Below are 25,161 nucleotides of genomic sequence, written 5' to 3' on the forward strand. Positions count from 1 at the left end.
GGCGGCGTGTGCTCATGAGCTGAGGCACCACATGATCAGCCGGACACGGTTGCCCACCGCGCTCAGCCCAATTGACGGCTCCCGGACCGTCTTGTCACCACTGCCACGTCGACGGGTCGATCCACTACTCGATCAGCACAGCCGACGCGGGTGCTCCGCCTGACCCACAGTGGGAACTGGTGGCGGCATTTCGCGAGTAGCCTCTGCCACCAGTTCCCACTCGATCACGAAACCGTCGCGAGGCGGACTCGGCAAGATGGCGAGAGAGTGGTCTACCGGTGAGGCGTGCATAACGAGCCGGGCAAATCGGTGGCTCTCATGGGGACAGCGCAGGTGGGTGACCGTAAAGTTCCGCTCATGGCGTTTCAGCTCGAAGTTCTACCGGCTCCACCCTTGCAGTTGACGCCGGAATGCTTGGTACACACCGGGATTGTGCGGTTGTTCGTGACGGGCATGCTCGTCCAGGGTTCCGGTGCGCCGCCGGAACAGTTCGGTTTCTTCGTGCCCACCGCGACCCCGCTACCCGAAGGGGCCGAGGAACCGCGGCTGCTGGCGGAGGCCTCCCTCATGACCGGCATCGCAACGTCGGTCTCCGGCAACTTCCCCTTCGGCGTGGCCCACGTCGAAGGCTCCTACCTCCCCGACCCGCGCGGCGGCACCGACCGCTGGCTTTACGTCGGCGGTGCCGCCTACATCGGCCGCGAGATCCGCCTCGGCTACCGGGTCACCGTCCAGTCGCGCTAGACCCACAGAGGTTTCATACGGTTCACAGAGCGCAGAGCCTCTGTGAACCGTATGAACGGTCTGTGGATACGACCCGGGTCAGGTTCGCGCGATGACCTTTTCGGCGAAACGGGACAGGTTGTCGATCTTGGTCTGCAACGGTTCGGTGTCCTGTTCGAGGGTGTAGGGCAGGCGGAAGCCGACGATCACATCGGTGACGCCTTTGTCCTCCAACCGTTTGATCCCGTCCACGGTGAATCCGTCGAGCGAGATGACGTGCACCTCGAAGTCCTTGCGCGTCCCGTATTCGGCACGCAACGCATCCAATTCGACCAGCAGCCGGTCGAGCTCGGCGCCGTCGCCGCCCGCGTGCATCCAGCCGTCGCCGCGTTGGGCGGCCCGCCGCAGCGCGGGCTTGCTGTGCCCGCCGATGAGGATCGGCACCGGCTCGGTCGGCACCGGGCTGATCTTGATCGGCGGAATGTCGTAGAACTCGCCGTGGAATTCGAAGTACCCGCCCGCGGTCAGCCCGCGCACGATGTCGATGCACTCGTCCATCCGCGCACCGCGCTTGTCGAACGGCACCCCCATGATCTCGAAATCATCGGGCCACGGGCTGATCCCGACACCGAGCCCGAACCGGTTGCCGCTCAACGCCGCCACCGACGCGGCCTGCTTGGCGACCAGCACCGGCGGGCGGATCGGCAGCTTCAACACGAACGGCGTGAACCGCAACGTGGTGGTGGCCGCCGCCATCGCCGCGCTCAGCACGAACGCCTCGATGAACGGCTTGTCCTCCAGGAACTCCCGGCTCCCGTCGGGCGTGTAGGGGTACTTGGCGTCGGAGTCCCTCGGGTAGGCGACACTGTCGGCGACCGCCATCGACGAATACCCCGCCTCCTCCGCCGCCCTGGCCAACGGTAGGTAGTAGGCCGGGTCCGTCATCGTCTCGGCATAGGTGAAGCGCATATCAGTCGCCTTCCTGGCGCCGCGAGTGCCGCGCCGCGTCGGCCCCGGCGCGGCGCCCGAAGAACGAGCCCTCGCCGAGACAGGTACCACTGGAATAGCCGCCGCAGTCCTGCGCGATAGTCGACGCGCAGGCCCCGGCCGCGTACAGGCCCGGAATGATCGAGTCGTCGCCGCGTTGCACGGCGCCGTCGACGGTGGTCCGGAGGCCACCGAGGGTGAACCCGACATAGGTCGCCGTGCCGGGCGTCAAATCGAAAGCGCCCCACGGTCCTTCGGTCAACGGACGAATCCAGTCCGGGTGCTTGTCCAACTCGGGATCGTGTTCGTCGGCGGCCGCGACGTTGTAGTTCGCGACCGTCTCCTGCAGCGCGCCGACCGGGATGCCGAGCGCCGCCTCCATCAACGCGACCGTCTCCCAGCCGTCGATGAACCGCACCATCGGCAGCTCGGGCCACACCATGTGCTTGCTGTCCACGATCAGATAGGCCGTCGAATCCGGCTGCGCGACAACCTCACCCGCGGTCAGCCCGTGATAGGAATCCTCGGCGACGAACCGTCGCCCCGCCTTGTTCACGATGATCCCGTACAGCAGTTCGGCAGGCGGATAGAACGAGGCGGTCAGAAACACCCCGTCCATGTGCGCGGTCGCCGCGCCCGCCGACTGCCCGAGCCGGATCCCGAGGCCGTCATCGGTCGGCACCCCCAACGGCAGGAAGTGCCGCGACATCCGCGCCGCATAGGCGGCCAGCATGTCCGGGTTCATCACGAACCCGCCCGCGGCGAGCACCACCGCGCCCGACGCGGCACCGCCGGGCCACGCCACACCGACCACCTGCCCGCGATCGATCACCAGATGCTCGACGCGCGTCTCGAACCGCACCCGGATGCCGAGCGCGCGCACCCGAGCGGCAAGCACTCGCATGATCTCGGCGCCACCGCGTTCGGCGGGCGCGTTCACCTTGTGCCCGCGCGGCGCGGGCTTCGCCGATTCCCGATAGGGCGCGACCTTCTCGTTGCCGGTCCACATCAGCCCCTCGGTGCCCGGCTGCACCACCGCCTTGCCGGGATAGAACGAGCGCTCGAAGCTCAGCCCCTGCGCCTCCAGCCACCCGAAATGCGCGACACTGCCCGCGCAGTAGGCGCCGAGCTTGGCATGATCGGGATCCGGTGTCACCGCCGTCAGATAGTCGCGCATCGCGGCGACGGAGTCGTCGTGCCCGGTGGCCTGCTGGACCGGCGTGCCGCCGCCGAGATAGAAATGCCCGGCCGCCAGCGCCGACGCCCCGCCCGCCGCGCCAGTGCGCTCCAGGATCAACACCCGCGCCCCCGCCTCGGCCGCACCGATCGCCGCGCACGCACCGGCGATGCCGAAACCGACGACCACAACATCGGCGGCATCGGCCCAGTCCGGCGGTGGCGAGATCAGTTCGGGGAGTGCGGTTCCTACTGCCATGGATTCGAAAAGCCTTCCGGGATCATGGCGTCGAACATCGCTTTCATGTCGTCGGACAGGCGCATCAGCTCGATATGGGACCCGATCGGGCCGCCCGCCAGATAGGCGAACTCCATCCCGATGCCCTCGAACCTGCCCTGTGCCACTACCTCGATACCCGCCGCCCGCGCTGCGTCGAGCGCTCCGTCATAGTCCTCGGGTACCCAGGCCGCGTGATGCAGGCCGGGGCCGATCTGCTCGAGCTGCTCGGCATAGAGGCTGGCCCCGCCGCGCGGCTCGATCAGCTCCAGCTGCTGTCCGCCCGCGTACCCCAGGGCGACAGTAATCGTGTAATCGGCAGGCGCACCACGAAATTCGCAGAACTCCGGGCCGAACCGCACGTCGGGAACGGTGAACCACTGTGCCACTCCGTAGTGCTCGGTGAACCGCTGTTGTGCGGCAGCCATGTCCTCGACCACCCAGCAGAGCTGAAATATCGGGCCGTCCGCGATCATCGCGCGCTCCGGACTCGCTCACTGTGCACACCTCAACTAAACACTTGTGTTTAATGCAGTCAAGGATCGGCTTTAGTACAGTGCACCCATGCTCATCACCGACTCGCGCGGAATCCTGCTCGACGCGGGGGAGCGGCTCATCGCCGAACGCGGCGTCGACGTCCCGCTCCGCGACATCGCCGCCGCGGCAGGACACCGCAACAACTCCGCGGTCCACTACTACTTCGACTCCCGCACCGGCCTGATCGAAGCCATCGTGGAACGCCGGATGAACACCCTCGAGAACCGGCGCATGCAGCTACTCGCCCGGCACGAGGCCGACGGCACCGCCAACGACCTGGACACCCTCGTCACGATGCTGGTCACCCCGATCCTCGACCTGATCACCGAACCCGAGGTCACCCACTACGGCCGCTTCCTCGACGTCGTGCGCGCCCACCCCGTGGTCACCGATGCGAGCCGCCTCGCAGGCGCCGACCGCGCCGCCGTCCGCATCATCGCCACCCGCCTGGCCGCCACCCTCACCCACCTGCCCGCCCGCCGACGCCGCCAACGCCTCGAAACCATGACCACCGTCATGTTCGCCCTCATCGCCGACTACGAACGCACCCTCGAATCCGGCACCCGCACACCCCATCCCGACGACGCCACCGAAATCGTCGCCATGGTCGTCGCCATGCTGCACGTCCCCACCCACCCCTGAAACCACTTGTCAGGATCGAGGGGGTACTGATGTCGGCATCGACCGAGTAGTCGCCTGCGCCAGTACCCCCTCGATCACCACGCGCGAGAGATCTACTCGCCCGACCAGCCAGGCGTGCCCGTTCCGGGCTGCTGGAACGTGGGCGGATCCACCGGCGAGCTGCGGATCCGACCCTTCGATCGCCGGTATCACGGAACACGATTCGTCCCCGCAGCGGTGGGTTGGCCAAACGCGCGTCGGCGCTGAGATACGGTCGCAGCGTGGAACTACTAGGCATTCATCACGTGGCGATCATCGCGTCCGACTATGTGCGGTCCAAGCGGTTCTACGCCGAAACCCTCGGCCTCGCGGTCATCGCCGAGCACTACCGCGCCGAACGCCGCTCCTACAAACTCGACCTGGCGATCCCCGGCGGCAGCCGCATCGAACTGTTCTCCTTCCCCGAGCCACCGGACCGCGCCAGCTGGCCCGAAGCCGCAGGCCTGCGCCACCTCGCCTTCGCAACCCGCGACGTCGCCGCCACCCTCGAAGAACTGTCCGCCAAGGGCGTGCGCACCGAGGAACTCCGCGTCGACGAGATCACCGGCAAGCGCATGGCCTTCTTCTTCGACCCCGACAACCTGCCGCTGGAGCTCTACGAGGTCTGAGCGCTACGAGCTCTGCAACATCCCCCGCGACCGCCGCGCCAATTCGACTGTCGCCGCACGCAACTCGTCGATGGTATCGATCGGCTCGGCATACCCGACGCGGGTGCGCGCGACACCACGCGGCGTCACCACGCGCAGATCCAACCCGTAACGGTCGGCGCGCTCACAGCTCGCCTCGGTCGCATCGGGATAACCGCCGAGCGCCTGCGCCATCGCCAGCAACGCCGGACTGTGATCGTCGTTGAGATGATCGATCGCGCCCGCTGCCAACGGCACAACCGGGTCAGGCACCGAGGCCGTGTACTGCTCGGCCGTCGCAGAATCCATCCGGCCGTACCCGCCGACCCAGCGGACCCGCCGCACCCGCAAAATCCACACCGAGAAATCGCTGTAGTCGATGTAGTACTTCGCCGCAGGCACCGCGGCAAGATGCGCCGCACGCGCCGCCTCGGCCTCCGCGCCCACCGGCTGCTCGACCACACCGGCCAACGTGATCCGCGTCCCCGCCAGCGGATCCGCAGGCATATCCGGCGCCACGATCGCGATACTGGCCCGCGGATCGCCCGCAAGATTGCGGCCGTGCTCGGCCATCCGCGACACACACAACACCGGCTGGCCGTCCAGCAGCCCATACGTGATGAACGACGCCCACGGAGTGCCGTCCTCGCTCAAACTCGCCAGCGTCGCGGTGTTCGTCGCTGCGGCAACCGTTCTCGCCTCCTCGGCCGCCGAAGGGCGGGCGGCATTCGCTACCGGCGCGGTCGGCTGCGGAATCGAAGGCGCATCACCGGGATCACCGTGGTCGAGGCTCATGCCGTCCATCCTCTCCTGCCCGCCCGACATGCCGCCAACGGGTATGCCTGACACCGGACTTTATCCAGCGTGCCACCTCGAATCGCCGTGCGCCCCGCGATCAATGGATGGGATTGAGCGCGCGGATCGCGCCGGAATAGACCAGACTTGCCGGGTGACCCGATACGCATTCGACGCCGACCGGACCGTACTGATCGCCACCTGGGCGACCGGACGCGGTGACCTCGCGCAGACGGTTGCCGCGCTGCCCCCGGCGGTAACCCAGGATCAAGCAACAAATCTGGCGTCGAACCTGACCACGCTGTCGCGGTTCCAGTGGCGCACCTACACCCACCCGGCCAGCGCGGCAGGCGACCCCGACATCCCCAACAGCGAAGCCTGGCGCCGCGCCGAGGAACGCAGGAACTTCAAGGAAGTCGAAGCAGGCCTGCGCACCCCCAACCTGCCCACCGAGGAAGGACTCGTCGTCTCCTACAGCGGCGTCGTCGAATCCGCGCACCGCCTCGGCCGCACCCTGCACGACATCGACGACCGCGCCCTGCGCGACACCATCATCGCCGAGGTCGGCGCCGAACAAGCCGCCATCGAATCCGCCGAACGCGGCGACCTGTCCGGCCGCGCCCGCCAAGCCGTCGAACTGTCCCGCCCCGACGTCTCGCCCGCCCAGGTGCAAGCCGCCGACGACCTCTTACGCGCCGACCCACTCGGCTCCATCGAACTGTTCACCGAACTCGACCCCGCCTCCGCCGCCGTCGCAGCCGCACACTGGCTACTCGCCGCCGCCGAGGTCGCCGGGGAAATGGCAGGCGTGCCCGCGACCGACGTGGTCGTCGAAGCCGACGACATCGAAGCACTGCAAGTGGAGACCCCCACCCTGGTGCTCGAACGACTCGACGAAGGGGAAAGCCCCACCGAGGTCGTCGTCGACCTCATCGCCGAGGCGATGGCCGTGCACGAAGGCCGCGTGCCCGCACCGTGGGGCCTGGTCGCCCGCGTCGCCGAAATCGAAGAGCAGGCCCGCAAATTCGAGGTCGACGCCGACACCCGCGCCGCCATGCTGGCCGGCTTCCGGATCAGCCGCCTAGACCCGTCCCGTCCCGCCCTCGACCTTCTGGAAGACCTCCTCGACGGCATCCGCGGCTGCCTGCTGCTCTACGCAGCCCACACCGATGACCCCGACGTGGAAGCCCTGTTCACCGCCGACGTCCGCCTCGAAGCCGACTCCGACCCCGAACACCTCCTGTAACCCGCACTTGGGGCGGACCCGTCCACCCCGGCGCGGACCTGGCGGAGCATCTCGACCGAGCCCTGGATCGCTCCGCGTGCGACCCATCGCGCAGCGGGTTGCGGCCGAGCGCAGATCCGCACGCACTTTGCCGATCCACACCGATTCTGGGGATCCGCACGCACTCTGACATCCCAGAATGCGTGCGGATCCACAAAACCGATGCGGATGTGCCACAGCGACATCCGCACCCATTCTGCAAACCCGCACCCATTCTGCAAACCCGCACCCATTCTGCAAACCCGCACCCATTCTGCAAACCCGCACCCATTCTGCAAACCCGCACGCGTTCTGGGGATCCGCACGCGTTCTGGCAGCCCAGAAGGAACGCGGATCCCCAGAGCATGTGCGGATGTTTGGCGGCAGTCCCACCTAGCCAAGCCCGCAACGTGATCCGTAGTCCCGCTCATCCGCACCAGTTCTGGCGATCCGCACCCACTCTGACGGCCCGAAAGGAGTGCGGATCCACAGAATCGGTGCGGATGTTCAGCAGCCCTGCGGGCGTGGCGAGGTGCCGGGTTCGCTGCGGGTGCAGATTGGGCCTGACGCGCTCGCGTGGGCACGGCGCCGTCGCCGATGATGCGGCCAAGCGGGTGGTGTCGGCTGAGCGGCGGACACGGCCGGTGCACGCGGATGCCGTCGGGTCATCGCGGGAGTGTGTTGGGCGTTGGTGCAGTGAATTATCGTGCTGCTGCGGCGGTTTCCGGGTCGGTGCTCAACCAGCGGCGCAGGCCCTCGTACACGGCCTCGTGGTTGAGCAGCGTGAAATGGTTGGCGGCAGGGATGTGCAGGCCGTTGGCGTCGTCGAAACCGATGCGGCGGGCTCGGTTTCGGCCAGACGCGCTCGGGGTCAGCACGAGACCGTCGCCGATGATGCGGCCGAGCGGATGGCGCGGGCTGCGGGTGACGCAGGCGGTCACGAAATAGTGATCGGCGCCGTCCAGCAACGGCACTTCGCGAATCGCTCTGCGGCGCAACGAGTCCGTGTCGGCGCCGTGCCAGTCCTCGTCGACCAGCGAACCATGGCGCAAATCGCGGATCCCCGCGCTGCGCCTGCGTAACAGCCGACCAAGCGGCTTCGTCTCGGGCACCCGGACCAACGCCGCCGACGCAAAATGCACGAGCTGCTCGAGCGGCGCACCAAGATGCGGGGACCCGAGGCACACCAGATGCCGCACCCGCTGCACCCACGGCAGCTTCGCCTCGTTCGCATCGAAACACGCACCGCGCGCGATCAACCCACCCATCGAATGACCGACCAACGACAACTGCTCGATCTCGACCGGCCAGTGCTCGACCAGCCGTGCGAGCAGCTCGCTCAACTGACGAGCGTTCTCGGAGATGTGCAGGCCGCTGTTATACCGGATCTGCAGCGTGCTGTACCCGAGGTCCTGCTCGATCCGCTCGGCGTAACTCGCCCGGCCACCGAACCGCCACGCATGCTCGGTCTCCACCAGCCCGTGCAGAAACACCACCACCCGCCGACTCGGCCGCGCGACCACGGTGCCGACCTGCTCGGGAGCGACCGGCGCACCGTCCACCCGCACCGTCATCGGCCCGGCAAGGATCGGCCGCGAATCCTCGAGACTGTCCCCGATGAGCCCTTGCAACGCGCCGAGGAAGCCTGCGCCGTACACGGTCCGCGACGGCACCTCGGCGCCAGGGAGATCTACGGCGCGTTCGGCGACCTGACCCGCCACCACCGCCGTCCCGCTGACGATCCGATACACCCCGTCGGTGATCACGTCGTGCACCGCTTGTACCGGGATCGCGGCCGGACCGACCCCCAACCGCACCGCAGCGAACACGCGCCCGGCAATCGCCCGATGCACGGCGGCGATGCCGTCGACCGCGCCGCCGAGCTCATCGCCCGCGAGCCGGGCGAGGGCCCGGACCTCGGCCTTACGCTGGTGTGTCTGCTCAGCCATACGTTTGAGTGTACAAGCGTTCACTGAATCTCGCGTGCCTGCGGAACGCCTTGCCGCCCTTCGGCGCCTGCTACAGCATCGACCGGCGGTTCCCGTTCACGGGACCCGGCTGACCCCAACGGCCGACTCGGTGAGGCTACCCAGATACAGCACACCCTCGTGCTCGACAACACCCGTCACCATCTGGAAATTCGTGCCCTTCCGCTGCAAGTCGTGCACGACGTTGCCGTCGAAGTCGACCGCGAGCACCCAGATGGTCCGCGCAGGCTTCGGCTGCGTCCACTTCGGCAGCAGCCACACGAGCTGCCGCAGCATCCCCGGCAGCGGAAGCAGCCGGTCCAGCAATGGATTCCGGGTGGACGGCAGGGTGATCCAGATCAGTCCATCGCTGCCGAGGCCCAGGTTGTCGGGAAAGCCGGGCAAGTTCTCCACCAGGAAGTCCCTGGTACCCGCCCGTGGGCCGGTCAGCCAGTAGCGGGACAGTCGATAGCCGCCGGTCTCGGCGACGACCACGCACGAGCGATCAGGGGCGACGACCACGCCGTTCGCGAAGACCAGGTCATCGATCAAGGTTTCGACCTTGCCGGACGGATCGCGGCGGAACAACCTGCCCGTCTTCGAATGCTCGAGCAGGTCACCCGTGTAATCCTCGAGCGAGTATCGAGACGATGACGACGAGAAGTAGATGGTGCCGTCGCTGTCCCGAACGACGTTGCTGGCGAAGGGGAGTGGCACGCCGTCGACCTCGTCGACGAGAACCGTCAGCTCGCCGTCCGGCCGCAATTCGAGCAGGCCGCGCTCGAAGTCGCAGATCAGGATCGTGCCGTCCGGGTCGGCATGCAGCCCGAGGGGACGACCGCCGGTGTTGACGAGCTCGCGGACGTCACCGCTGCCCGGGTCGACGCTGAGGATGGATCCGTCGGCGATTCCGGTGATCAGCCGGCCGTCGGGTCCGAGCACGACATCCTCCGGACCGTGGCCGGGGAGTGCGAGCCGGGTGACCTCCGGAAGCGGTGGCGTGCTGTGGCTTTGGCGCGCTCGCGGGGGAGCGGAGGGTGGTGTCCAGCGTTGCGGATTCATCGATGAAACGGGCACGCCTCAGCGTAACTGCGGGATTGGTGAGTCCGAGGGGTCCTGAGGCCTGCAGCTCTGAAGGCGGCCTCGACGTCGGAAGATCAAAGAAAAACATTGCCTTACGTAGATATGCGCATCTACGCATTTAGGCTCTACCTATTCAATCTCACGACAACTCTGTGGTCACGACTAAAACCCGCAAGGACCAGGAGAGAGGGCGAGGGCGACTGGACCTCTGCGATCGATCGTTGTCGCCGCGTTGACGGGAGTTCAATGGTTGCGATACGCACCTCGGCGTCCACCATTGGACTCCCGTCAATGCGGGGCCTACGGCTGGTGGGTGATCGCGTACCAGAGCACGGCGAGGGTGCCGAGGACGAACAGTGGTGACAGGACCCAGGTTTCGAGCTTGTTCCCGGTGCGATCGATGATCGGCAGGCTGGTGCGGAGTTTGAAGGGCCAGAACAGCCGGCAGCCGCGGTCGGTGAGGCAGTCGCCGAGCAGGTGGGTCAGTGCGCCGAGGCCGACGGAGAAGGGCAGCCAGACGGGTTTGTCGGCGATCCAGTGGTCCATCGCGAAGGTGCCCGCGACCGCGAGCACCACCACGGTGCCCCACGCCTCGACTCCGTCGCCGGGCGGGCAGAGGTGCAGTGCGCGTACGGCCAAGGCCAGCAGGAAGAAGACGAGCCCGAGGGTGAACCAGCGGCCGATCCAGTGCTCGCCCGCCCACGTCCCGTAGGTGACCGCGGCGACGAAGGCGAAGGAGTGGGTGGCGTGCCGGTGTCCGCCGGAGATCCAGGAGATCAGCTTGCAGAGGTAGTACGAGATGGGCCCGAGCACATGCGCGATCGTTCCGTTCGGGTGGTCGGCGTCCGGGAGGAGCGCGGCGCCTGCCGTGAGGAATGTCCCGAGCAGAAGGTCGACGGGGCCGAGATGCCCTGTCGCGCCTTGGATTGCCGGGTAGGTCAAGATCGCTACGGGCAGCGCCGCTGCCGCCCCCGACCAGGCGAAAGCGCCGCTGGTCGCATGTGAATGTCCTAGCACCGAGTGAACGTTAGTTCAGCTCAGCATTGTTCAGCGAATGCTGGTTCAGTGCTGTTGTCGGGCAGGCGGATCAGGGTACCGGCTGGTGGGAAGGGCTGTGCGCAAGGCGGAGTCGCCTGAAGTGTCAGGGGAGGGGAGTGGCCCGCACGGGCACTGTGTGTGGAAGGGGAAGTGTGCGTGCGCATCTCGTGATCAGACGAGAGTTCTCATAAGCCTCGGGACAAGGGCGGCTCGTATGTTGGTCTCGGTTAAGCAATAGGGATAAGACATCTGGTTACGTAATCGTGCGTATATATGCATATAAACTCTATTCAAGCTGGTCACGACACCTTCAACCTCTATAAAAACCGCAGGGAGCCCAGGGGCGCGTTCAGCGACGGGTCTGAGGATTGACGATGCGGTCCAACGCGTGCAGGTCGGATTCGAGGGTGTAGAACACCCGCAGTGCGCCGACGAAGGCGAACAGCCCACCGACACAGAGCGCCACGATCGAAGCGATCACCGTCTGCTGCTGCGTGGGGTCGAGGAACGCCACCCCCGCGGCCACACCGAACAGCGGTACCGACGCGGCGATACCGAGGTACACCCGGCTACGCCGAGCCAGCCGATGCAGCTGTACCGCTTCGCCGGGGGAACTGTGCCCTGCCGCGACCAATCCCGGGTAGTACCAACGCAGGACGAAGAACGTCACCGGGAAGTAGGTGTAGACGACCGCCACCGCGGCCGCCACCAGATGCGACGCGATCAGGTTGATGAGCAACGTCCCAGACAGGTCGGCGATCTCGTGCAACTTGATCAGGAACACCACCAGCGCGACCGCCCAGCCGGAGAACGCCACGATGGCGATGCGGTCGCTGACCGCGAGGGTGTCGGCCCGCGCCTTGGCGAGGGTCTGCTCGTCATAGTGCTGCCCGCGGCGTAAACCGTTGGGCACCAAGAACACCAGCCTGCACCAGTACAGCAGCAACCCGATCCCGACGGGATAGCCGATGGCGGCGACCAGCAGCGCTAGCCGTTGCAGCTGCAGTCGCCCGTCGACGCTGAGTTCGAGGTCGAGCAGCCTGGTGTTGTGCGCGGAGAGGTACAGCCCGCCGAGCAGCTGCCCGATCGCGCTGGACAGGGTCACCACCGGCATGGGCCGCATCCGCAACCTGCCGCGGACGCTGCGTGACGGCGGGTCGACGAGGTCGCGCGCGGTGCGATCGAGGGTGAGGTCGAGATGCTGTGCCAGGTCGGCGCCGGAGGCGTAGCGGTCGTCGCGGTCGGGGGAGAGACAGGTCAGGAGCGCGTGCCGGAGGATCTGCGGGCAGTCGGCCGGGACGGTGGCTTCCAGGCGCGCGTCGAGCGGCTGGCGGCGCAGTTCGATCATCCTGGTGAGTGAGGTGTCGGTTTCGCCGATGCCGAGCTCGTCGACGAACGGCAGCCTGCCGGTGAGCAGTTCCCACAGCACGACGGCGAGCGCGTACAGGTCGCTGCGGGTGTCGAGGTCGGCGGCCGTGGTGGGGATGGTCGGATGGCAGGCTTCGAGCTGTTCGGGTGACATGTAGGCGAGCGAGCCGCCGAAGTAGGCGACGGGGCTCGCGCCCGGAATATGGGCGCTGAAGCTGATATTGAAGTCGGCGAGCTTGGGTTGGCCGTCGACGGTGAGCAGCACGTTGGCGGGTTTGATATCGCGGTGCAGCACGCCGGAGCGGTTGGCGTAGTCCAGTGCGGTGGCGAGTCGGCTGCCGAGCCAGGCGACGGTTTCGGACCAGCTGAGCTTGGCGATGTCGGCTCGGGTACTGGAGGGTTGTGGCGTGAGCACTCCGCCGGAGCTGACGGCGGCGTCGACCGCGTCGAGCAGCAGTTGGCCGGAGCGCTGTGCGACGGGTGTGCTGCGGACCTTGCGGAGCACGCCGAGCAGTGTGCCGCCCGGCACGTACTGCATGTACATCAGTTTCAGGTGCTGTGCTTCGATCTGGCGTTGATCGAAGACGCGGACGACGTGCTCGTGATCGAGCTGCGCCAGTGTCTGCGGTTCGCTGCCGCGATCGCGGGAAACCTTCACTGCCACAAGCCGTTGCATGGAGCGCTGCCTGGCGAGGAAGACCCGCGCGAAGGCGCCTTGGCCGAGCAGGATCAGCAGGTCGAAGTCGTCGACGGTGGCGCCGGGCGCGATGGTGTCGAGTGCGTTGCTTGCGGTGGCGTCGGCGAGCACGGTGGTGCGGAAGTTCTCGGCGGTGTGGTCGCCGGTGCCGAGTTGGTCGGCGATCTGCGCCATCTGGGTGGCGAAGTCGTGTTCGTACTCGGTGAGGTCGAGTTCGAGGTCGCCGCTGCGGCTGCGCGCGGTGATCTCCTCGTAGATCAAATCCGGTGGGAGCGGGGCGATGTCGAGTTCGGGGAACTGTGCACGGTAGTCGGCGAGGCGTTTGCCTTTGGTGGCTTCGCGCCAGCGATGCTGCAGGTCGACCTTGATCAATTCGATCAGCGCCGTGCGGCGCAGCCTGGTCTCGGCAGGCAGGTGTGCCGCCAGATCGGGGGGTTCGTCCGCGTCCTCCCATGCGTTGTCGAACCCTGCGACCAGCCGCGTCAACGCGTTTTGCGTCGCCGCCACCCGGTCAGCACCGATGTGCATCTCCATGTGGCCCACCCGATCAAAAATTTCATCCCGAACCCCCAACCGAGGATAAACGATCAACACCCTGGTGAAACGGTATTTTCCCGCTACCGGGGGTTTTGGCAGGCGGCGATGCCTGGGTAATGGCCGGTCCGCGGGCTGATGGTCGGCGCATGCCCCTACTTTTCCGGTGGTGCGGCAGGGGCGGGTCAGTAGTCTTGATCGTCGATCTCGTCCGTGCTCGAGGAGTGTCCATGCAGGATCTGTACGTCGTGAGTCATCCGCACGCGGAGCACTCCGAGCGTGATCTTGTCGGTGGGTGGTACGACTCGACGCTGACCGAGCGCGGGCGGCGGGACGCGGGTTCGGTCGCCGAGGAGTTGGCGCGGCGGCGGTCCGGTGCGCGGCGGCCGCTGCGGATCACCACGTCGGATCTGGCGCGCTGTGCCGAGACCGCGCGGATCATCGCCGCGACGCTGGATGTGCCGGTGGCGGAGGATGTTCGGTTGCGTGAGATCAGCTTCGGTGTGGCCGAGGGGCGTCCGAATGCCTGGCTTGCGGAGCGGCAGGTGCCTGCTCCCGATGATGATCGGCTCGACCATCGTGGCCCGATCCCGGGTGCGGAGACGCGGCGGGAGGTGGCGAGCCGGGTGGGTGGGTGTGTCGGTGAGCTGATGGCGGATATCGAGCACGATCATGTCGTCGTGACCCACGGTTACGCGCTGACGTTCGTGGTCACCACGTGGCTGCAGGTCCCGGTGGCGGCGTCCGGGTTCGTGGCGTTCACGACCAGTCCCGGTGCGATCACGCATCTTCGGCTCGATGACTACTGGCGCAATCGTGCCGTGGTGAGTCTGGCCGATGTCGCGCATCTGAGAACCTAATACGCAACTAAGTGTTGCGCATTGAGGGTATGCCGACTACCGTCACACGCAACAAGTTGTTGCGAATAGGAGGTCGACATGGAGTACGGAACGATCGAACGCTCGATGTACATCGAAGCCACACCCGACGTGGTCTACGAGGTGGTGAGCAGCCCCGAGCACATCAAGGAATGGTTTCCGGACGAGGCCGTGCTCGACGCGGTACCCGGCAGCGCCGGCGAATTCGTCTGGGGGGACAGGTCTTCGCCCGACGTGTACATCGTGCCGCTGACCGTCGTCGACGCGAGCCCGCCCCGGCTGTTCTCCTTCCGCTGGGGCCATCCGGCCGACGAAGTCGCGGTTCCCGCCAACTCGTTGCTCGTGGAATTCGAAATGGTTCCATCGGGGACCGGCACGACGCTGCGGATGACCGAAAGCGGATTCCGCGAACGCGGTTGGGAGATCGCCACCCTGGAACACCACTACAACGACCACGTCGGCGGCTGGGACAAGCACCTGCCGGATCTGGTCGCCTACGTCGGCAAGTTGGTCGCGAGCAAATGACCGGCATCGTCGACGACGACCTGTGGTCGGCGATCGGAGATCCGACCAGGCGACGCATGCTCGACCTGCTCCTGGCCGACGGTGAGGGGACAGCGACCACGCTCAGCGAGCGGCTACCGGTCACTCGGCAAGCCGTCGCACGACATCTCAGTGTCCTCGACCGGGTCGGCCTCGTGCACGGAACTCCCGCAGGCCGGGAACGGCGCTATCGCATCGACGACGCGCAATTGGCCCGCGCCGTGGCGCAACTCAACGCGGTCGGGCAGACGTGGGACGCCAGGCTGCAGCGCATCAAGCGGATCGCCGAAGCGATCCAGCACAGCAAGAAGAAGTAACCGAAAAGAGGAACTGGAAATGGTAGATATTTTGCACAGGGTCGGGGTCAAATCGTCGGTCGACGAGGTCTATTCGGCCTTGGCGACGGTCGACGGCCTGGCCGGCTGGTGGACCGACCAGACGCAAGGCGACCCGAATGCCGGGGGAGTCGTGCAGTTCCGCTTCAAGGCGGACGGCTTCGATATGAAGGTGACCGATCTGCAGCCGGGCAAGCAGGTGCGGTGGGAGGTCATCGGCGGGCCGCCGGAGTGGATCGGCACCGAGGTGGTGTTCGACCTGAAGCAGGACGGTGAGTACGCGATCATCCTGTTCAAGCATCAGGGCTGGAAGGAACCGGTCGAGTTCATGCATCACTGCACCACCAAGTGGGGCGTGTTCCTGATGAGTCTCAAGTCGTTGGTCGAAACCGGTACGGGGGCACCGTATCCGCGCGATGTCCATATCGACAACTGGGGTTAGGGGAGTGCGTGGCTCGTCCGGTATGTCAGCCGGACGAGCCACGTTCAACTGGCGAGGGTGACTCGTCGACGATGGAGATATGTTGGGGTGCAATCTGATTCGACACCGTTGACTCGTCTTCGGTTGTTGCGGAGCGCAAGTGGGAAGAAGGCGAACCAGTACCTCGCTGTTACGCTCCGATCGCCCGGGTACGAGCCGGGAAATGGGAACCGGCGCCCGGCCTGATGAGGAGGCCACGATGCGAGATTTGATTCGTCCAAAGTTCCTTTCCGCCAACACCTCCCGTGAAACAAATGTACGTAGGATGCTGGCCGCCGGTGCGATGTCCGCCGTCTCCGCGGCGGCCCTCGTCAGCGGCCTCGCCGCAGCACCGGCCCAGGCCGCTCCCGGCGACCTGACCTGCCGGGGGACTGCGACGGTCGACTTCAAGCCCGGAGTCACCTTCAACGCTGCCGCGACAAGCATCTCCGGTACCGCTCAGCTCGGCGTCAATGCCGACCCGGCCACTGCGTGCACCTCGACCACCGGCAAAACCATGACCGGCGGCACTTTCGTTCTCGACCCGGTCACCACCACCGCCAGCTGCGCGGCGACCAAAGCCCGCGGCACCGGCCGCATCCTCTGGAACAACGGCAACAGCCCAAGCAGGGTGACTTGGGCCGTCGACTTCTCGGTCTTCCCGCCGCAGCGTTCCTTCATGGTCATGGTCGCCTCCGGCCCCCTGGCCGGCGACACCGCGACCTTCGACGTCACCCCGAGCAGCCAAACAGGGGACTGCTCGACCGGCCTCACCCAGCTGGTAGCCAACAACATCACCGCCACCTTCCGGTAGCACTGCGTCGGGTCGGCCACCGGATGCGCGCTGGTGGCCGACCCGACTTCCGAATCGTCACGTGCCCGCGGTGATCCGCTGAGGAACCGCTACTCGTCCGTATCGAAGATCGCCACCGCACGGGTCCAGCCGGCCGAGGCCGCGTGCACTTTGACCGGGAAGCAGGAGATGTGGAAGCCGGTGGCGGGGAGTTGTTCGAGATTGTGCAGCTTCTCGATGTGGCAGTAGCCGATCTCGCGGCCGGCTTTGTGGCCCTCCCAGATGATCGAGCTGTCTCGGTCTTTCGCGTAGCGGGCGGCGGTGAACTGGAACGGAGCGTCCCAGCTCCATCCGTCGGTGCCGGTCACTCGGACGCCCTGGGAGAGTAGGTGCAGTGTGGCGTCGTGTCCGATGCCGCAGCCTTTGCTGACGTAATCGTCCTGCCCGTAGTGGGTTCCGGCGCTGGTGTTGACCACGACGATTTCCAACGGACTCACCGTGTGACCGATCCGGTCGAGTTCGGCGTCGATGTCGGCGGGGGTGACGACATAGCCGTCGTCGAAGTGGCGGAAGTCCAGCTTCACCGCCGGTTGGAAGCACCAGTCGAGTGGCACCTCGTCGATGGTGATGGCTCGCTGCCCGTGGTTCATCGTCGAGGCGTAGTGGTAGGGGGCGTCGAGGTGGGTGCCGCTGTGCGTCGTCATGGACACTCGTTCGATTGCCCAGGCTTCGCGGTCAGGGAGGTCGTCGACGGTGGCGCCGGGGAAGAACCGCAACATGTCATCGACGGTGTCAGTATGCGTGAGGTATTCGATCGAAGGCACGAGACCTGGCGGGTCAGAGGCGATTCCGGCCATCAGTGGTGCCGAAATGTCTACCAATGTGCGCATGCGACCGAGCATAGCGCCGGGCGTGATGGGCAGAGGCCGTCGTCGTCCGACCTGTCGGTCGCCGGTCAACTGCCCCGCCTTCTGACGGCTGGTGCGCCTATGGTTCTGCTGCTTGACTGTGCCGCGTAGCTTCATGTCGCAGGAGGTCGAGTGGAACCAGTTGTCCCGCAGCAGGATCCGCCGGTCGATGCCGTAGTGGCGGCAAAGATTCCCCCTTCTCAGCCACCGGCATCGTGGCGCCGAGTACTTGCCGTCGCCAGTGCCGCGGCGGCAGTGGTACTCGCGGTTGTCGCTGGGGTGGCCGTCTTTGTTACGCACACCCATCCCGTCATCCTGGAGCCCGTCGCGGCGCCGGAATTGATCCCGATTTCCGTGGATGTGGATCTGTCACGGTGGCGTGATATCGCGATATCGCCGGATGGCCGAAGGGTGTATTTGACCGGAAACGCCGCGGTCGCAGTCGTCGATACGGTCACCAGGACGGAATCCCTGCTGCCGTTGCCGGATCTCGGCAGACCCTATCGGTACGGTGAACTGGGGAAGGTGCTGCCGCTCGACGACAGGGTGCTGGTATTCGTCACCAGGTTTGATACCGTATCGGCCGGCCAGGTGGCCACGATCGAACAGAACAACACTGTGACGATCGGTCCGAAAATTGCTATTGGGATCGGGATCAAAAATGTGGCCGTTACTCCGGACGGCAGCCGCGCCTACATCGCGGCGCTCGACGGCTTGTCGGTCGTGGACCTGCGAACAGGTGCGGTGCTGGCGAAAATGTTCACCGGCTCTTTTGAGAACAAGAAGTACTCGGTCCTCGACACGAGGATGGCACCGGACGGGCGTACCGTTTTCGTCGAGGTGCTCTCCGGCAGTGACCTCCATATCGCGGTCCTGGACACAGCAACCAATGCCCGGACAGCCGATATCTCGGTGGAATCCATGTCCGAGGCCATGACGACCAGCCGTGACGGGCGGTTCCTTTACCTTCCAAACGGCGGTCTTGCCCGTCCTGACACCGAGGTGCGCGTCATCGACACCATCCAGAACGCCGTCGTCGCGTCGCTGCGCGGGAGGACCGCAATTCGTTCAGTCGCGGTCGCACCGAATGGTCGCTATGTATTCGGTGCCGGGCTTTGCTACGGGCATGCCACCCACAGGTACGAGGGCTGCGTGGACGTGATCGACGCGAAGTCAGGGGAGGTGGTTGAAACGATCGGCGTCCCCAAAGAAGTGTCGGCCATCGTGATCGCGCCGGATGGGCGGCGGCTGTACGGGGTCGAGGACTACGGTCAGGCATCCGACCTGGTGGCCATAGATATTCATCGCTACGCCTGAACAAATTGCTGTGGCCCGCCGAGTGGTTCCGGGGTAGAGGTAGGAGAGAGCTGATCGGTCTAGCGGAGGTGTCCTCGTTACCACTAGTTGACATAATGTTGATTATCGGCGGAGAAACGGTGCCGATGAGCGGGCTGTGTTTGTTTCGTGTCACGTTGGTATCCGCCCATGCTCGGCCGCCTCGGCTCAGCGCCCCGGCGGCTCGCCTGGTGAGCTCATCGCGCTGCGTGATGCGGTTCGATGTCGATCTCCCCTGAGGTAATTATCGCTGATGTAAATATTCCTGCCGTCGTGCCGGATTGCCGGAAAGTCTTGAGCAGGTTCCGGATTGGGATGTTCGAGGTCCTCCCCTGGATCCAACTCCCCCCTCATTAAAACGTCACTGTGACGAAATGAAGGTAGGTCGGTGGTCCCTCGAATTTCGTTGTGGGCGTGGCGAATATCGTCGAATCGGCTGCGTCTGGCGTGCTGCACGTCCGCGATGACGATTCACCCGCCGGATCTGGTCTCAGCGAGCAGGGTGCGAGACCAGTGGTGAGGCCGGTTGGGAGGCCAGTGGTTGGTGGGTGGCTCTGTTTCGGCGGGCCAGTTGTCGATCATTATGAGCTGGTGTTGATTCGGCGGCTTGGTGCTTTGTATGTGGGCTTGTGGTTGTACGGGTTCTCGATGGCGGTGATGGTGCGCGCCGGGTTGGGGTTGGATCCGTGGGATGTGTTCCATCAGGGGGTCGCCGGGCATGTGCCGATCAGTTTCGGTGCGGTGACGGCGATTACGGGTGTCGCGGTGTTGCTGGCGTGGATCCCGCTGCGGCAGCGGCCAGGGCTGGGGACGGTGAGCAATGTCGTGGTTATTGCCGTGTCGGTGGATGTCGGGCTGTGGTTGTTGCCTGCGTGGGAGGCGATTTCGGCGCGGGTCGGCGCGATGGGTGTCGCTGTGGTGCTGAATGCTGTTGCGACGGTGCTGTATATCGGGGCTGGGATGGGTCCGGGTCCGCGGGATGGTCTGATGACTGGACTGGTTCGGCGGACCGGGGTGTCGGTGTGGGTGGTGCGGACGGTGATCGAGGTGACGGTGCTGTCGGTCGGATGGGTGCTCGGCGGGAGTGTCGGGATCGGGACGCTGGTGTATGCGTTCGGGATCGGGCCGTTGATTCAGTTGATGATTCCGGTGGCCAATCGGTTCCTGCCCGGGTTCCATGTCGATCCGAAGCCGGATCAGGTGCCTGCGGTCTCGGCGTGAGTGGTGTCATGGGCCGGGGTGCATAGCTGGTCGGCTCCCCCGCTGTCCGTCGGTGCACCCAGGAGACCCGTTCAAAACGTCACTGTGACAGAAAGAGTGCTGGTTTCCCCGCTCAGCTGAGCGTTGTCGGTCTGCCGGGCCGCCATCGCAGCACTCGCACACCCACGACGAGACCGACTACGAGCGCGGTGTGCAGCGCCCACAGCGCGAGCCATGGTCGCAGGAACCCCACCTCTCGATACTGACCGCGCTCGCCCACGCAGTACATCGAGTAGTTGGTGCTCTGCCCTTCGGAGTCGTGATAGGTGTCGGAGACGACGATCGGTTCGGTGTAGGGCTCGCTGCAGAACAGCGGCGCGGTCAGTTTCGCCTCGCCGGGCCAGATGGCGATGGGCAGGATGCAGCCGAGCATCGCGGTGCTGAACAGGATCACCGCCAGGGTGGCCAGGATGCGCGGTGAGCGGCGCGGTGCCGCGTCCGAGACCTGTTCGTCGACGTCGGCGGAGCGGTATTCGGTTGCGCTGGTGGGGTTTTCGTCGCTCATGCCGGGCTCGTTCGTTGGAAGGTGCCTGCGCCGTCGAAGTAGGCGATGACGGTGCTGCGTGGTGAGGTGACGGTGACGGCGATCCGCAGGCCTGCTGCGGTGCGGTCGACGATGACGGCCGGGATGTATCCGTTGTCGAGTGCGGCTTCGGTGCGTGCGGTGTCGAGGAGTTGTTCGAGCCGGTGGAGTCCGGAAGCGTCTCGGAGGTCGAAACTTTCGTCGTCGAGGCGGTCGAAGGCCGACACGTGGACCGGGGTGGGGCCGTGCAGGGCGTTGTTGGCGAAGGTGTAGTCGTCTTGCTGGTTCGGTTGGTTCGGTACTCGGATGCGTAGCCGTACGGTGGCGTCCTGGCCGGTGAAGTCGGGGTGGTCGGCGAGGTAGCGGGTCAGTTGTGGTGAGGAGGCCACGGTCAGCCGGGACTGGGTGGAATCGGGGGCGGTGAGCACGAGGACGCTGGCTTGGATGTCGGTGACGCCGAGGCGTTGCCGGAGGGTGTCGATGGCGGCGGTCGGCAGTGCGGAGACGAGTCCGCCGCCGCGTGCGCGCAGGTCGGCTTCGAAATCGGCGCGGTCAACGGCGCCAATGCATCCGGTGGCGGTGATGAGCAGTGCTCCGGCCATCGCGATGAGGCGGGAGCGACGATGTCGCATGGGCTGCATCGTATAGCCCGGTGGTTACTGGCGGTCACCATTGCCCATGCTATGTTCCAGCGTCGGATGACCTTTCCGAGTCGGGCCGGTGTAGGGAGACATTGTGCGCGTGACGGTGGTGGCGTGTCTGGCGCTGGGTGTGGTGTTGTCGGGCGGCGGTGCGCCGGTGGTGTCGGCGGCGCCGGTGGTCGGTGAGTATGTGGCGCTGGGCGATTCGTGGGCGGCGGATGCGTCGCCGATGCGGCCTGCGGTCGAGTTCGCGCCATACGGGTGTGGGCAGAGTGCCGGTAATTTCGCCAGGCAGGTGGCGGCGGCGCTGGCGGTCCCGGTGTTTCGGGATGCCAGCTGTGGTGGGGCGTTGTCGAAGCACATGACGGTGCCCCAGCAGTCGCTGCTCGGGGTCAATCCCCCACAGTTCGATCGGTTGACTGCGTCGACGGATCTGGTGACGCTCGAAATCGGCGGCAACGACGCGGGTTTGGCGGCTGTGGTCGCGCAGTGTTTGACGGTGAATGCGGTGGCGTCGCCGTGTCTGGACGCGGTGGTGTCCGGTGGAGTGGATCAGATCTCGCTCAATATCGCCGCGGCCGAACCCAAGGTGCGGGCGGTGGTCGAGGGTGTGCGGGAGCGTTCGCCGCACGCGCGGATTCTGCTCCTGGACTACTTCCAAGGCATCCGGCTCGAGCGAGGCTGCTTCCCTGAGGTGCCGATCTCGGACACCGACGCCGATTGGCTCGGCCGCAAGATGATCGAGCTGAACACGATGCTGGCTCGCGTCGCCACAGCGACGAACGCGGAGTTCGTCGACACCTACAGCACCAGCGCAGGCCACGACGGCTGCCAGCCACCAGGCGTCCGCTGGGTGGAGGGTTTGGTGCCGTTCTCGACGACCCCCATGGGCCCGGCGGTCCCGTTCCATCCGAACCAACTCGGCGCCGACCATCAAGCCCGCAGCGTCCTCGCGGCGCTGGGTCGTCAGTAGCGTCGCCGACTGGGGTGGGCCCGTCAGCCGACACCTCACCTGAATCGGCCGCTGTCGACGCCCGGGACGCAGGTAACCTGTGACAACCCCGGACCGGCCACGACCCCGTGCGTCCGGTTCAGTGTTGTGGGCAGGTTTGCGGGCCTGTGGTGTCGAAGGCGAACTCCACCGCGGCGTGGGTTGCTTGGGCATCTCCGCTCTGCCGGGCGACGCCTAGGGCGGTGCACACGATCTGGTCGACGCCTCGGGCTCCGACTTCCTTGCGGGAAACCACATTCAGGTGGATGACGATTGTCGTCGGGTCCGTTTTCGTTGTCCACGGTCCGAAGGTCTCCAGCTTCGGCAGGTCCGTGTGCAGCCCGGGTTTGATCGGCTTGTCGACGCGCAGCAGCGTGTCGACGGCGGCGGCGACGGTGCCGAGACTGCTCATGTAGATCAGCATCGGTTGCAGGTTGTTGTGTTCGTCGAGGAAGTACAGGCTCATCCCGGCAGCGACGCCGGTCGGCGCCTTCCCGCCGTTGATCACTCCGCTCGGGTTGATCCCGCAGCCGCCGAGCGTCAATGCCGCGACGATCGAGAAACAGACCGTGCGAACGCTTCTCATCGAATCCTCCGTGGGAATCTGGGCAGTGTCGCGACGAACCGCGCGCCACCGGCCGGGCTGTTGCCTGCGGTGATGTCGCCGTCGTGGAGTCGGGCGATCTCCTGCGCGATTGCCAGCCCGAGGCCGCTGCCCTCCGATCGTGTCCGCGCGGTGTCGTGTTTGTAGAACCGGTCGAATACCTGCGCGATCGCCGACTCCGGTAGCCCGGGTCCGTGATCGGTCACCTCGATGCGCACCGTCGACTCGTCGACCGTCAGCGTCACCTGGACTGGCGGTTGTCCGTGTCGCAGCGCGTTGCTGACCAGGTTGGCGACCAGCACGTCCACCCGGCGGCGGTCCAGGACCGCGACGGTGTCGATCGGGCCGGTCAGTTCGACGTGATCGCGCCAGTGCCGCAGGTCCAGACAGTCCTCGATGACCCGGCGTGGGTCGACCTCCTCCAGGTTCGCGCGGGCGGTTCCGGCGTCGAAGCGCGAGACCTCGATCAGATCCGCCACCAGCTGGGTGAGTCGATCGACCTCGTCGACGGTGAGCAAGGTCGATTCCCGCTCGATCTCTCCCATCCCTTCGACACTGGACTGCAGGACGTGCACGACCATGTTGAGGGTCGTCAGCGGGGTCCGCAGCTCGTGTGAGACATCGGCGACGAACCGTCGCGAGTTCGCTTCCCGTTGCTGCAGTTCCGCGACCGAGTGCTGCAATGCCGTCGCCATCTCGTTGAAGGTGCCTGCGAGCTCGGCGAGTTCGTCGGCGCCCGGCACGCGGGAGCGGGCGCCGAGATCGCCGTCCGCGAGTTGTCTTGCGGTATCGCGCAGATGCCGTACCGGCCGCAGCACTCCGCGCACGGACAGCAGTGCGAGCAGGACCGCCGCCGCCAACGTCAGCAGTGCCGCCGACGCAGCGGTGCGCACGGCGGAATCCAGCGTCCGCACCGTCGAGGCGAGGTCGCGGACGACGTAAACGTCGATGCCCGAAGGAGTTCGAGAGCCGTCCAGTGCGGTCAGCATGATCGGTGTGCCGATCACCAGGGTGGGTCCGGTCGCCGAACTCACCCGCTGGTACACCAGATCGTTGCCTGCGGCCACCGCCCCACGCAGATCGGCGCTCACGACCTCGGCGATGCCGGCGTCCGCGGAAATCACCGAACCGTAGGTCACCAGCGCCGCACCACCCAGGGCGCTGCGGAACCTGTCGAGCTCCTGCTGATCGGGCTGGAAATGCGCCTCGGATTGATAGTGCAAATCCGGTGTCAGGATACCGATTCGGGAGCGCACGTCGTCGACGGACTGTTGTTCGGCGTTGGTCACCAGCGCATCGCGAAACGAGACGTAGACGGCGGCGCCCACGGCGCCTGCGCTGATCACACTGACCGACACGAAGGCCAGGACGAGGCGTGCCTTGAGTGTTTTCGGTCGACTGAGCACGGCACGCGGTGACCTCATACCGGGCCGAATCGGTAGCCGAAACCGCGCACCGTTTGCACGAATACCGGTGTGGCCGGATTGTTCTCGATCTTTGCCCGCACTCGCTGGACGCAGTTGTCGACCAGGCGTGAATCACCGAGATACTGGTGGCCCCAGACGGATTCGAGCAACTGCAACCGGGTGAACACCCGTTTCGGCGCGGCGGACAGTTCCAGCAACAGCCGTAACTCGGTGGGCGTCAACGCGACGGGGGTGCCGTCGCGGGTCACGACCAGCGAATCGGGGTCGATGACCAGTCCCGCGTGGTCGGTGGGTTGGTCCTTCCGTGCCTCGGCGGGCGCCGTGGGCCCGCGGCGCAGCACCGCTTTGATCCGTGCGTCGAGTACCCGCGGCTGCACCGGTTTGCAGACATAGTCGTCGGCGCCTGCCTCCAGTCCGACGACGACGTCGATGTCGTCGTCGCGTGCGGTCAGCATGATGATCGGCACCGAGGCGTCCGAGCGCAGCCTGCGGCACACCTCGAAGCCGTCGACGCCGGGCAGCATGATGTCCAGGATCACGACATCCGCGGCGACCGTAGCGAATTCGCGTATTCCGTCCGCGCCCGTCGCCGCGCCGTGGACCGTGTAACCGTACTGGCCGAGTGCGAGTTCCAACCCGCGCCGGACCTGATGATCATCTTCTATCAAGAGCACGGTAACCATCCAGCAATTCTGGCATCGAGCGAGCGC

At 66.1% G+C, this 25,161-nt stretch carries 26 protein-coding genes; 12 read left to right on the forward strand and 14 right to left on the reverse strand.

Going from position 1 to position 25,161, the window contains the following annotated elements:
* The first annotated feature begins 357 nt into the window (after positions 1 to 357).
* Positions 358 to 744, forward strand: coding sequence for a hypothetical protein (locus tag ACGFNJ_RS18450; protein ID WP_393449006.1), 387 nt, complete (start codon positions 358 to 360; stop codon positions 742 to 744).
* A gap of 78 nt (positions 745 to 822) precedes the next feature.
* Here the strand turns inward: ACGFNJ_RS18450 and ACGFNJ_RS18455 are convergent, their stop codons facing one another.
* The 3 genes from ACGFNJ_RS18455 to ACGFNJ_RS18465 are packed head-to-tail and all read right to left on the reverse strand — an operon-like array spanning position 823 to position 3,639.
* A complete protein-coding gene (locus ACGFNJ_RS18455; RefSeq protein WP_393449009.1) occupies positions 823 to 1,692 on the reverse strand; it encodes a TIGR03619 family F420-dependent LLM class oxidoreductase in 870 nt (289 codons plus the stop codon).
* A 1-nt stretch (position 1,693) separates the two neighbouring features.
* Entirely contained in the window at positions 1,694 to 3,145 is a 1,452-nt protein-coding gene (locus tag ACGFNJ_RS18460; protein ID WP_393449012.1) for an FAD-binding protein, read from the reverse strand.
* The gene (locus ACGFNJ_RS18465) at positions 3,136 to 3,639 is read right to left on the reverse strand and encodes a VOC family protein (protein WP_393449015.1); all 504 of its coding nucleotides are present in this window, start codon (positions 3,637 to 3,639) and stop codon (positions 3,136 to 3,138) included. Before ACGFNJ_RS18465 ends, ACGFNJ_RS18460 begins: the two co-directional genes overlap by 10 nt.
* Before the next feature lie 88 nt (positions 3,640 to 3,727).
* Here ACGFNJ_RS18465 and ACGFNJ_RS18470 point away from each other — a divergent pair, with 88 nt between their 5' ends.
* Positions 3,728 to 4,342 (forward strand): helix-turn-helix domain-containing protein, encoded by a 615-nt coding sequence (locus tag ACGFNJ_RS18470; protein ID WP_393449018.1) that lies wholly within the window; start codon positions 3,728 to 3,730, stop codon positions 4,340 to 4,342.
* A 260-nt stretch (positions 4,343 to 4,602) separates the two neighbouring features.
* Positions 4,603 to 4,989 (forward strand): VOC family protein, encoded by a 387-nt coding sequence (locus tag ACGFNJ_RS18475; RefSeq protein WP_393449021.1) that lies wholly within the window; start codon positions 4,603 to 4,605, stop codon positions 4,987 to 4,989.
* Positions 4,990 to 4,992: 3 nt separating this feature from the next.
* Here ACGFNJ_RS18475 and ACGFNJ_RS18480 read toward each other — a convergent pair whose 3' ends face one another.
* Positions 4,993 to 5,802, reverse strand: coding sequence for a HugZ family protein (locus tag ACGFNJ_RS18480; protein ID WP_393449024.1), 810 nt, complete (start codon positions 5,800 to 5,802; stop codon positions 4,993 to 4,995).
* Between the two features lie 154 nt (positions 5,803 to 5,956).
* On the opposite strand from ACGFNJ_RS18480, the gene ACGFNJ_RS18485 reads away from it, so the two are divergent.
* Positions 5,957 to 7,048, forward strand: a complete 1,092-nt coding sequence (locus ACGFNJ_RS18485; RefSeq protein ID WP_393449026.1) for a hypothetical protein — start codon at positions 5,957 to 5,959, stop codon at positions 7,046 to 7,048.
* A 719-nt stretch (positions 7,049 to 7,767) separates the two neighbouring features.
* On the opposite strand, the gene ACGFNJ_RS18490 is transcribed toward ACGFNJ_RS18485, so the two are convergent.
* The 4 genes from ACGFNJ_RS18490 to ACGFNJ_RS18505 form a co-directional block, all read right to left on the reverse strand.
* Positions 7,768 to 9,015, reverse strand: coding sequence for a lipase family alpha/beta hydrolase (locus ACGFNJ_RS18490; protein ID WP_393449029.1), 1,248 nt, complete (start codon positions 9,013 to 9,015; stop codon positions 7,768 to 7,770).
* A gap of 96 nt (positions 9,016 to 9,111) precedes the next feature.
* Positions 9,112 to 10,110 (reverse strand): SMP-30/gluconolactonase/LRE family protein, encoded by a 999-nt coding sequence (locus tag ACGFNJ_RS18495; protein WP_393449032.1) that lies wholly within the window; start codon positions 10,108 to 10,110, stop codon positions 9,112 to 9,114.
* A 306-nt stretch (positions 10,111 to 10,416) separates the two neighbouring features.
* A complete protein-coding gene (locus tag ACGFNJ_RS18500; protein WP_393449035.1) occupies positions 10,417 to 11,133 on the reverse strand; it encodes a metal-dependent hydrolase in 717 nt (238 codons plus the stop codon).
* Positions 11,134 to 11,503: 370 nt separating this feature from the next.
* Positions 11,504 to 13,753: a serine/threonine-protein kinase gene (locus tag ACGFNJ_RS18505; RefSeq protein ID WP_393449038.1), complete on the reverse strand. Its 2,250-nt coding sequence runs from the start codon at positions 13,751 to 13,753 to the stop codon at positions 11,504 to 11,506.
* Positions 13,754 to 13,983: 230 nt separating this feature from the next.
* Between ACGFNJ_RS18505 and ACGFNJ_RS18510 the strand changes: the two genes are divergently transcribed.
* The 5 genes from ACGFNJ_RS18510 to ACGFNJ_RS18530 all read left to right on the forward strand — a co-directional run bounded on the left by ACGFNJ_RS18510 (position 13,984) and on the right by ACGFNJ_RS18530 (position 16,783).
* A complete protein-coding gene (locus ACGFNJ_RS18510) occupies positions 13,984 to 14,613 on the forward strand; it encodes a histidine phosphatase family protein (RefSeq protein ID WP_393449041.1) in 630 nt (209 codons plus the stop codon).
* Positions 14,614 to 14,691: 78 nt separating this feature from the next.
* Entirely contained in the window at positions 14,692 to 15,156 is a 465-nt protein-coding gene (locus tag ACGFNJ_RS18515) for an SRPBCC family protein (protein WP_393449044.1), read from the forward strand.
* The gene (locus tag ACGFNJ_RS18520; protein WP_393449047.1) at positions 15,153 to 15,491 is read left to right on the forward strand and encodes an ArsR/SmtB family transcription factor; all 339 of its coding nucleotides are present in this window, start codon (positions 15,153 to 15,155) and stop codon (positions 15,489 to 15,491) included. Before ACGFNJ_RS18515 ends, ACGFNJ_RS18520 begins: the two co-directional genes overlap by 4 nt.
* Positions 15,492 to 15,510: 19 nt before the next feature.
* Positions 15,511 to 15,951, forward strand: coding sequence for an SRPBCC domain-containing protein (locus ACGFNJ_RS18525; protein ID WP_393449050.1), 441 nt, complete (start codon positions 15,511 to 15,513; stop codon positions 15,949 to 15,951).
* 304 nt (positions 15,952 to 16,255) lie between these two features.
* Positions 16,256 to 16,783 carry a hypothetical protein gene (locus tag ACGFNJ_RS18530; RefSeq protein WP_393449053.1) on the forward strand — a complete coding sequence of 176 codons (528 nt, stop codon included), beginning with the start codon at positions 16,256 to 16,258 and terminating at the stop codon, positions 16,781 to 16,783.
* 89 nt (positions 16,784 to 16,872) lie between these two features.
* Here the strand turns inward: ACGFNJ_RS18530 and ACGFNJ_RS18535 are convergent, their stop codons facing one another.
* Positions 16,873 to 17,652 carry a cyclase family protein gene (locus tag ACGFNJ_RS18535; RefSeq protein ID WP_393449056.1) on the reverse strand — a complete coding sequence of 260 codons (780 nt, stop codon included), beginning with the start codon at positions 17,650 to 17,652 and terminating at the stop codon, positions 16,873 to 16,875.
* Positions 17,653 to 17,802: 150 nt separating this feature from the next.
* Here ACGFNJ_RS18535 and ACGFNJ_RS18540 point away from each other — a divergent pair, with 150 nt between their 5' ends.
* Together ACGFNJ_RS18540 and ACGFNJ_RS18545 are read left to right on the forward strand one after the other, a co-directional pair.
* Positions 17,803 to 18,987, forward strand: coding sequence for a YncE family protein (locus tag ACGFNJ_RS18540; RefSeq protein ID WP_393449059.1), 1,185 nt, complete (start codon positions 17,803 to 17,805; stop codon positions 18,985 to 18,987).
* Between the two features lie 609 nt (positions 18,988 to 19,596).
* The gene (locus ACGFNJ_RS18545; RefSeq protein ID WP_393449062.1) at positions 19,597 to 20,226 is read left to right on the forward strand and encodes a YitT family protein; all 630 of its coding nucleotides are present in this window, start codon (positions 19,597 to 19,599) and stop codon (positions 20,224 to 20,226) included.
* 112 nt (positions 20,227 to 20,338) lie between these two features.
* Here ACGFNJ_RS18545 and ACGFNJ_RS18550 read toward each other — a convergent pair whose 3' ends face one another.
* Together ACGFNJ_RS18550 and ACGFNJ_RS18555 are read right to left on the reverse strand one after the other, a co-directional pair.
* The gene (locus tag ACGFNJ_RS18550; protein WP_393449065.1) at positions 20,339 to 20,770 is read right to left on the reverse strand and encodes a hypothetical protein; all 432 of its coding nucleotides are present in this window, start codon (positions 20,768 to 20,770) and stop codon (positions 20,339 to 20,341) included.
* The gene (locus ACGFNJ_RS18555; protein ID WP_393449068.1) at positions 20,767 to 21,420 is read right to left on the reverse strand and encodes a hypothetical protein; all 654 of its coding nucleotides are present in this window, start codon (positions 21,418 to 21,420) and stop codon (positions 20,767 to 20,769) included. The genes ACGFNJ_RS18550 and ACGFNJ_RS18555 overlap by 4 nt, the downstream gene beginning before the upstream one ends.
* A gap of 103 nt (positions 21,421 to 21,523) precedes the next feature.
* Between ACGFNJ_RS18555 and ACGFNJ_RS18560 the strand changes: the two genes are divergently transcribed.
* On the forward strand, positions 21,524 to 22,402 hold the full coding sequence (locus ACGFNJ_RS18560; RefSeq protein ID WP_393449071.1) for an SGNH/GDSL hydrolase family protein: 879 nt from the start codon (positions 21,524 to 21,526) through the stop codon (positions 22,400 to 22,402).
* A gap of 118 nt (positions 22,403 to 22,520) precedes the next feature.
* Here the strand turns inward: ACGFNJ_RS18560 and ACGFNJ_RS18565 are convergent, their stop codons facing one another.
* From ACGFNJ_RS18565 to ACGFNJ_RS18575, 3 genes are read right to left on the reverse strand one after another with little or no spacing between them, the layout of a single operon-like run.
* Positions 22,521 to 23,006 (reverse strand): hypothetical protein, encoded by a 486-nt coding sequence (locus tag ACGFNJ_RS18565; protein ID WP_393449074.1) that lies wholly within the window; start codon positions 23,004 to 23,006, stop codon positions 22,521 to 22,523.
* On the reverse strand, positions 23,003 to 24,448 hold the full coding sequence (locus ACGFNJ_RS18570) for an ATP-binding protein (protein ID WP_393449077.1): 1,446 nt from the start codon (positions 24,446 to 24,448) through the stop codon (positions 23,003 to 23,005). Before ACGFNJ_RS18570 ends, ACGFNJ_RS18565 begins: the two co-directional genes overlap by 4 nt.
* Positions 24,445 to 25,134: a response regulator gene (locus ACGFNJ_RS18575; RefSeq protein ID WP_393449080.1), complete on the reverse strand. Its 690-nt coding sequence runs from the start codon at positions 25,132 to 25,134 to the stop codon at positions 24,445 to 24,447. The genes ACGFNJ_RS18570 and ACGFNJ_RS18575 overlap by 4 nt, the downstream gene beginning before the upstream one ends.
* Positions 25,135 to 25,161: the final 27 nt, after the last annotated feature.

The sequence above is a fragment of the Nocardia sp. NPDC049149 genome, assembly GCF_043197455.1.
Lineage (GTDB): Bacteria > Actinomycetota > Actinomycetes > Mycobacteriales > Mycobacteriaceae > Nocardia.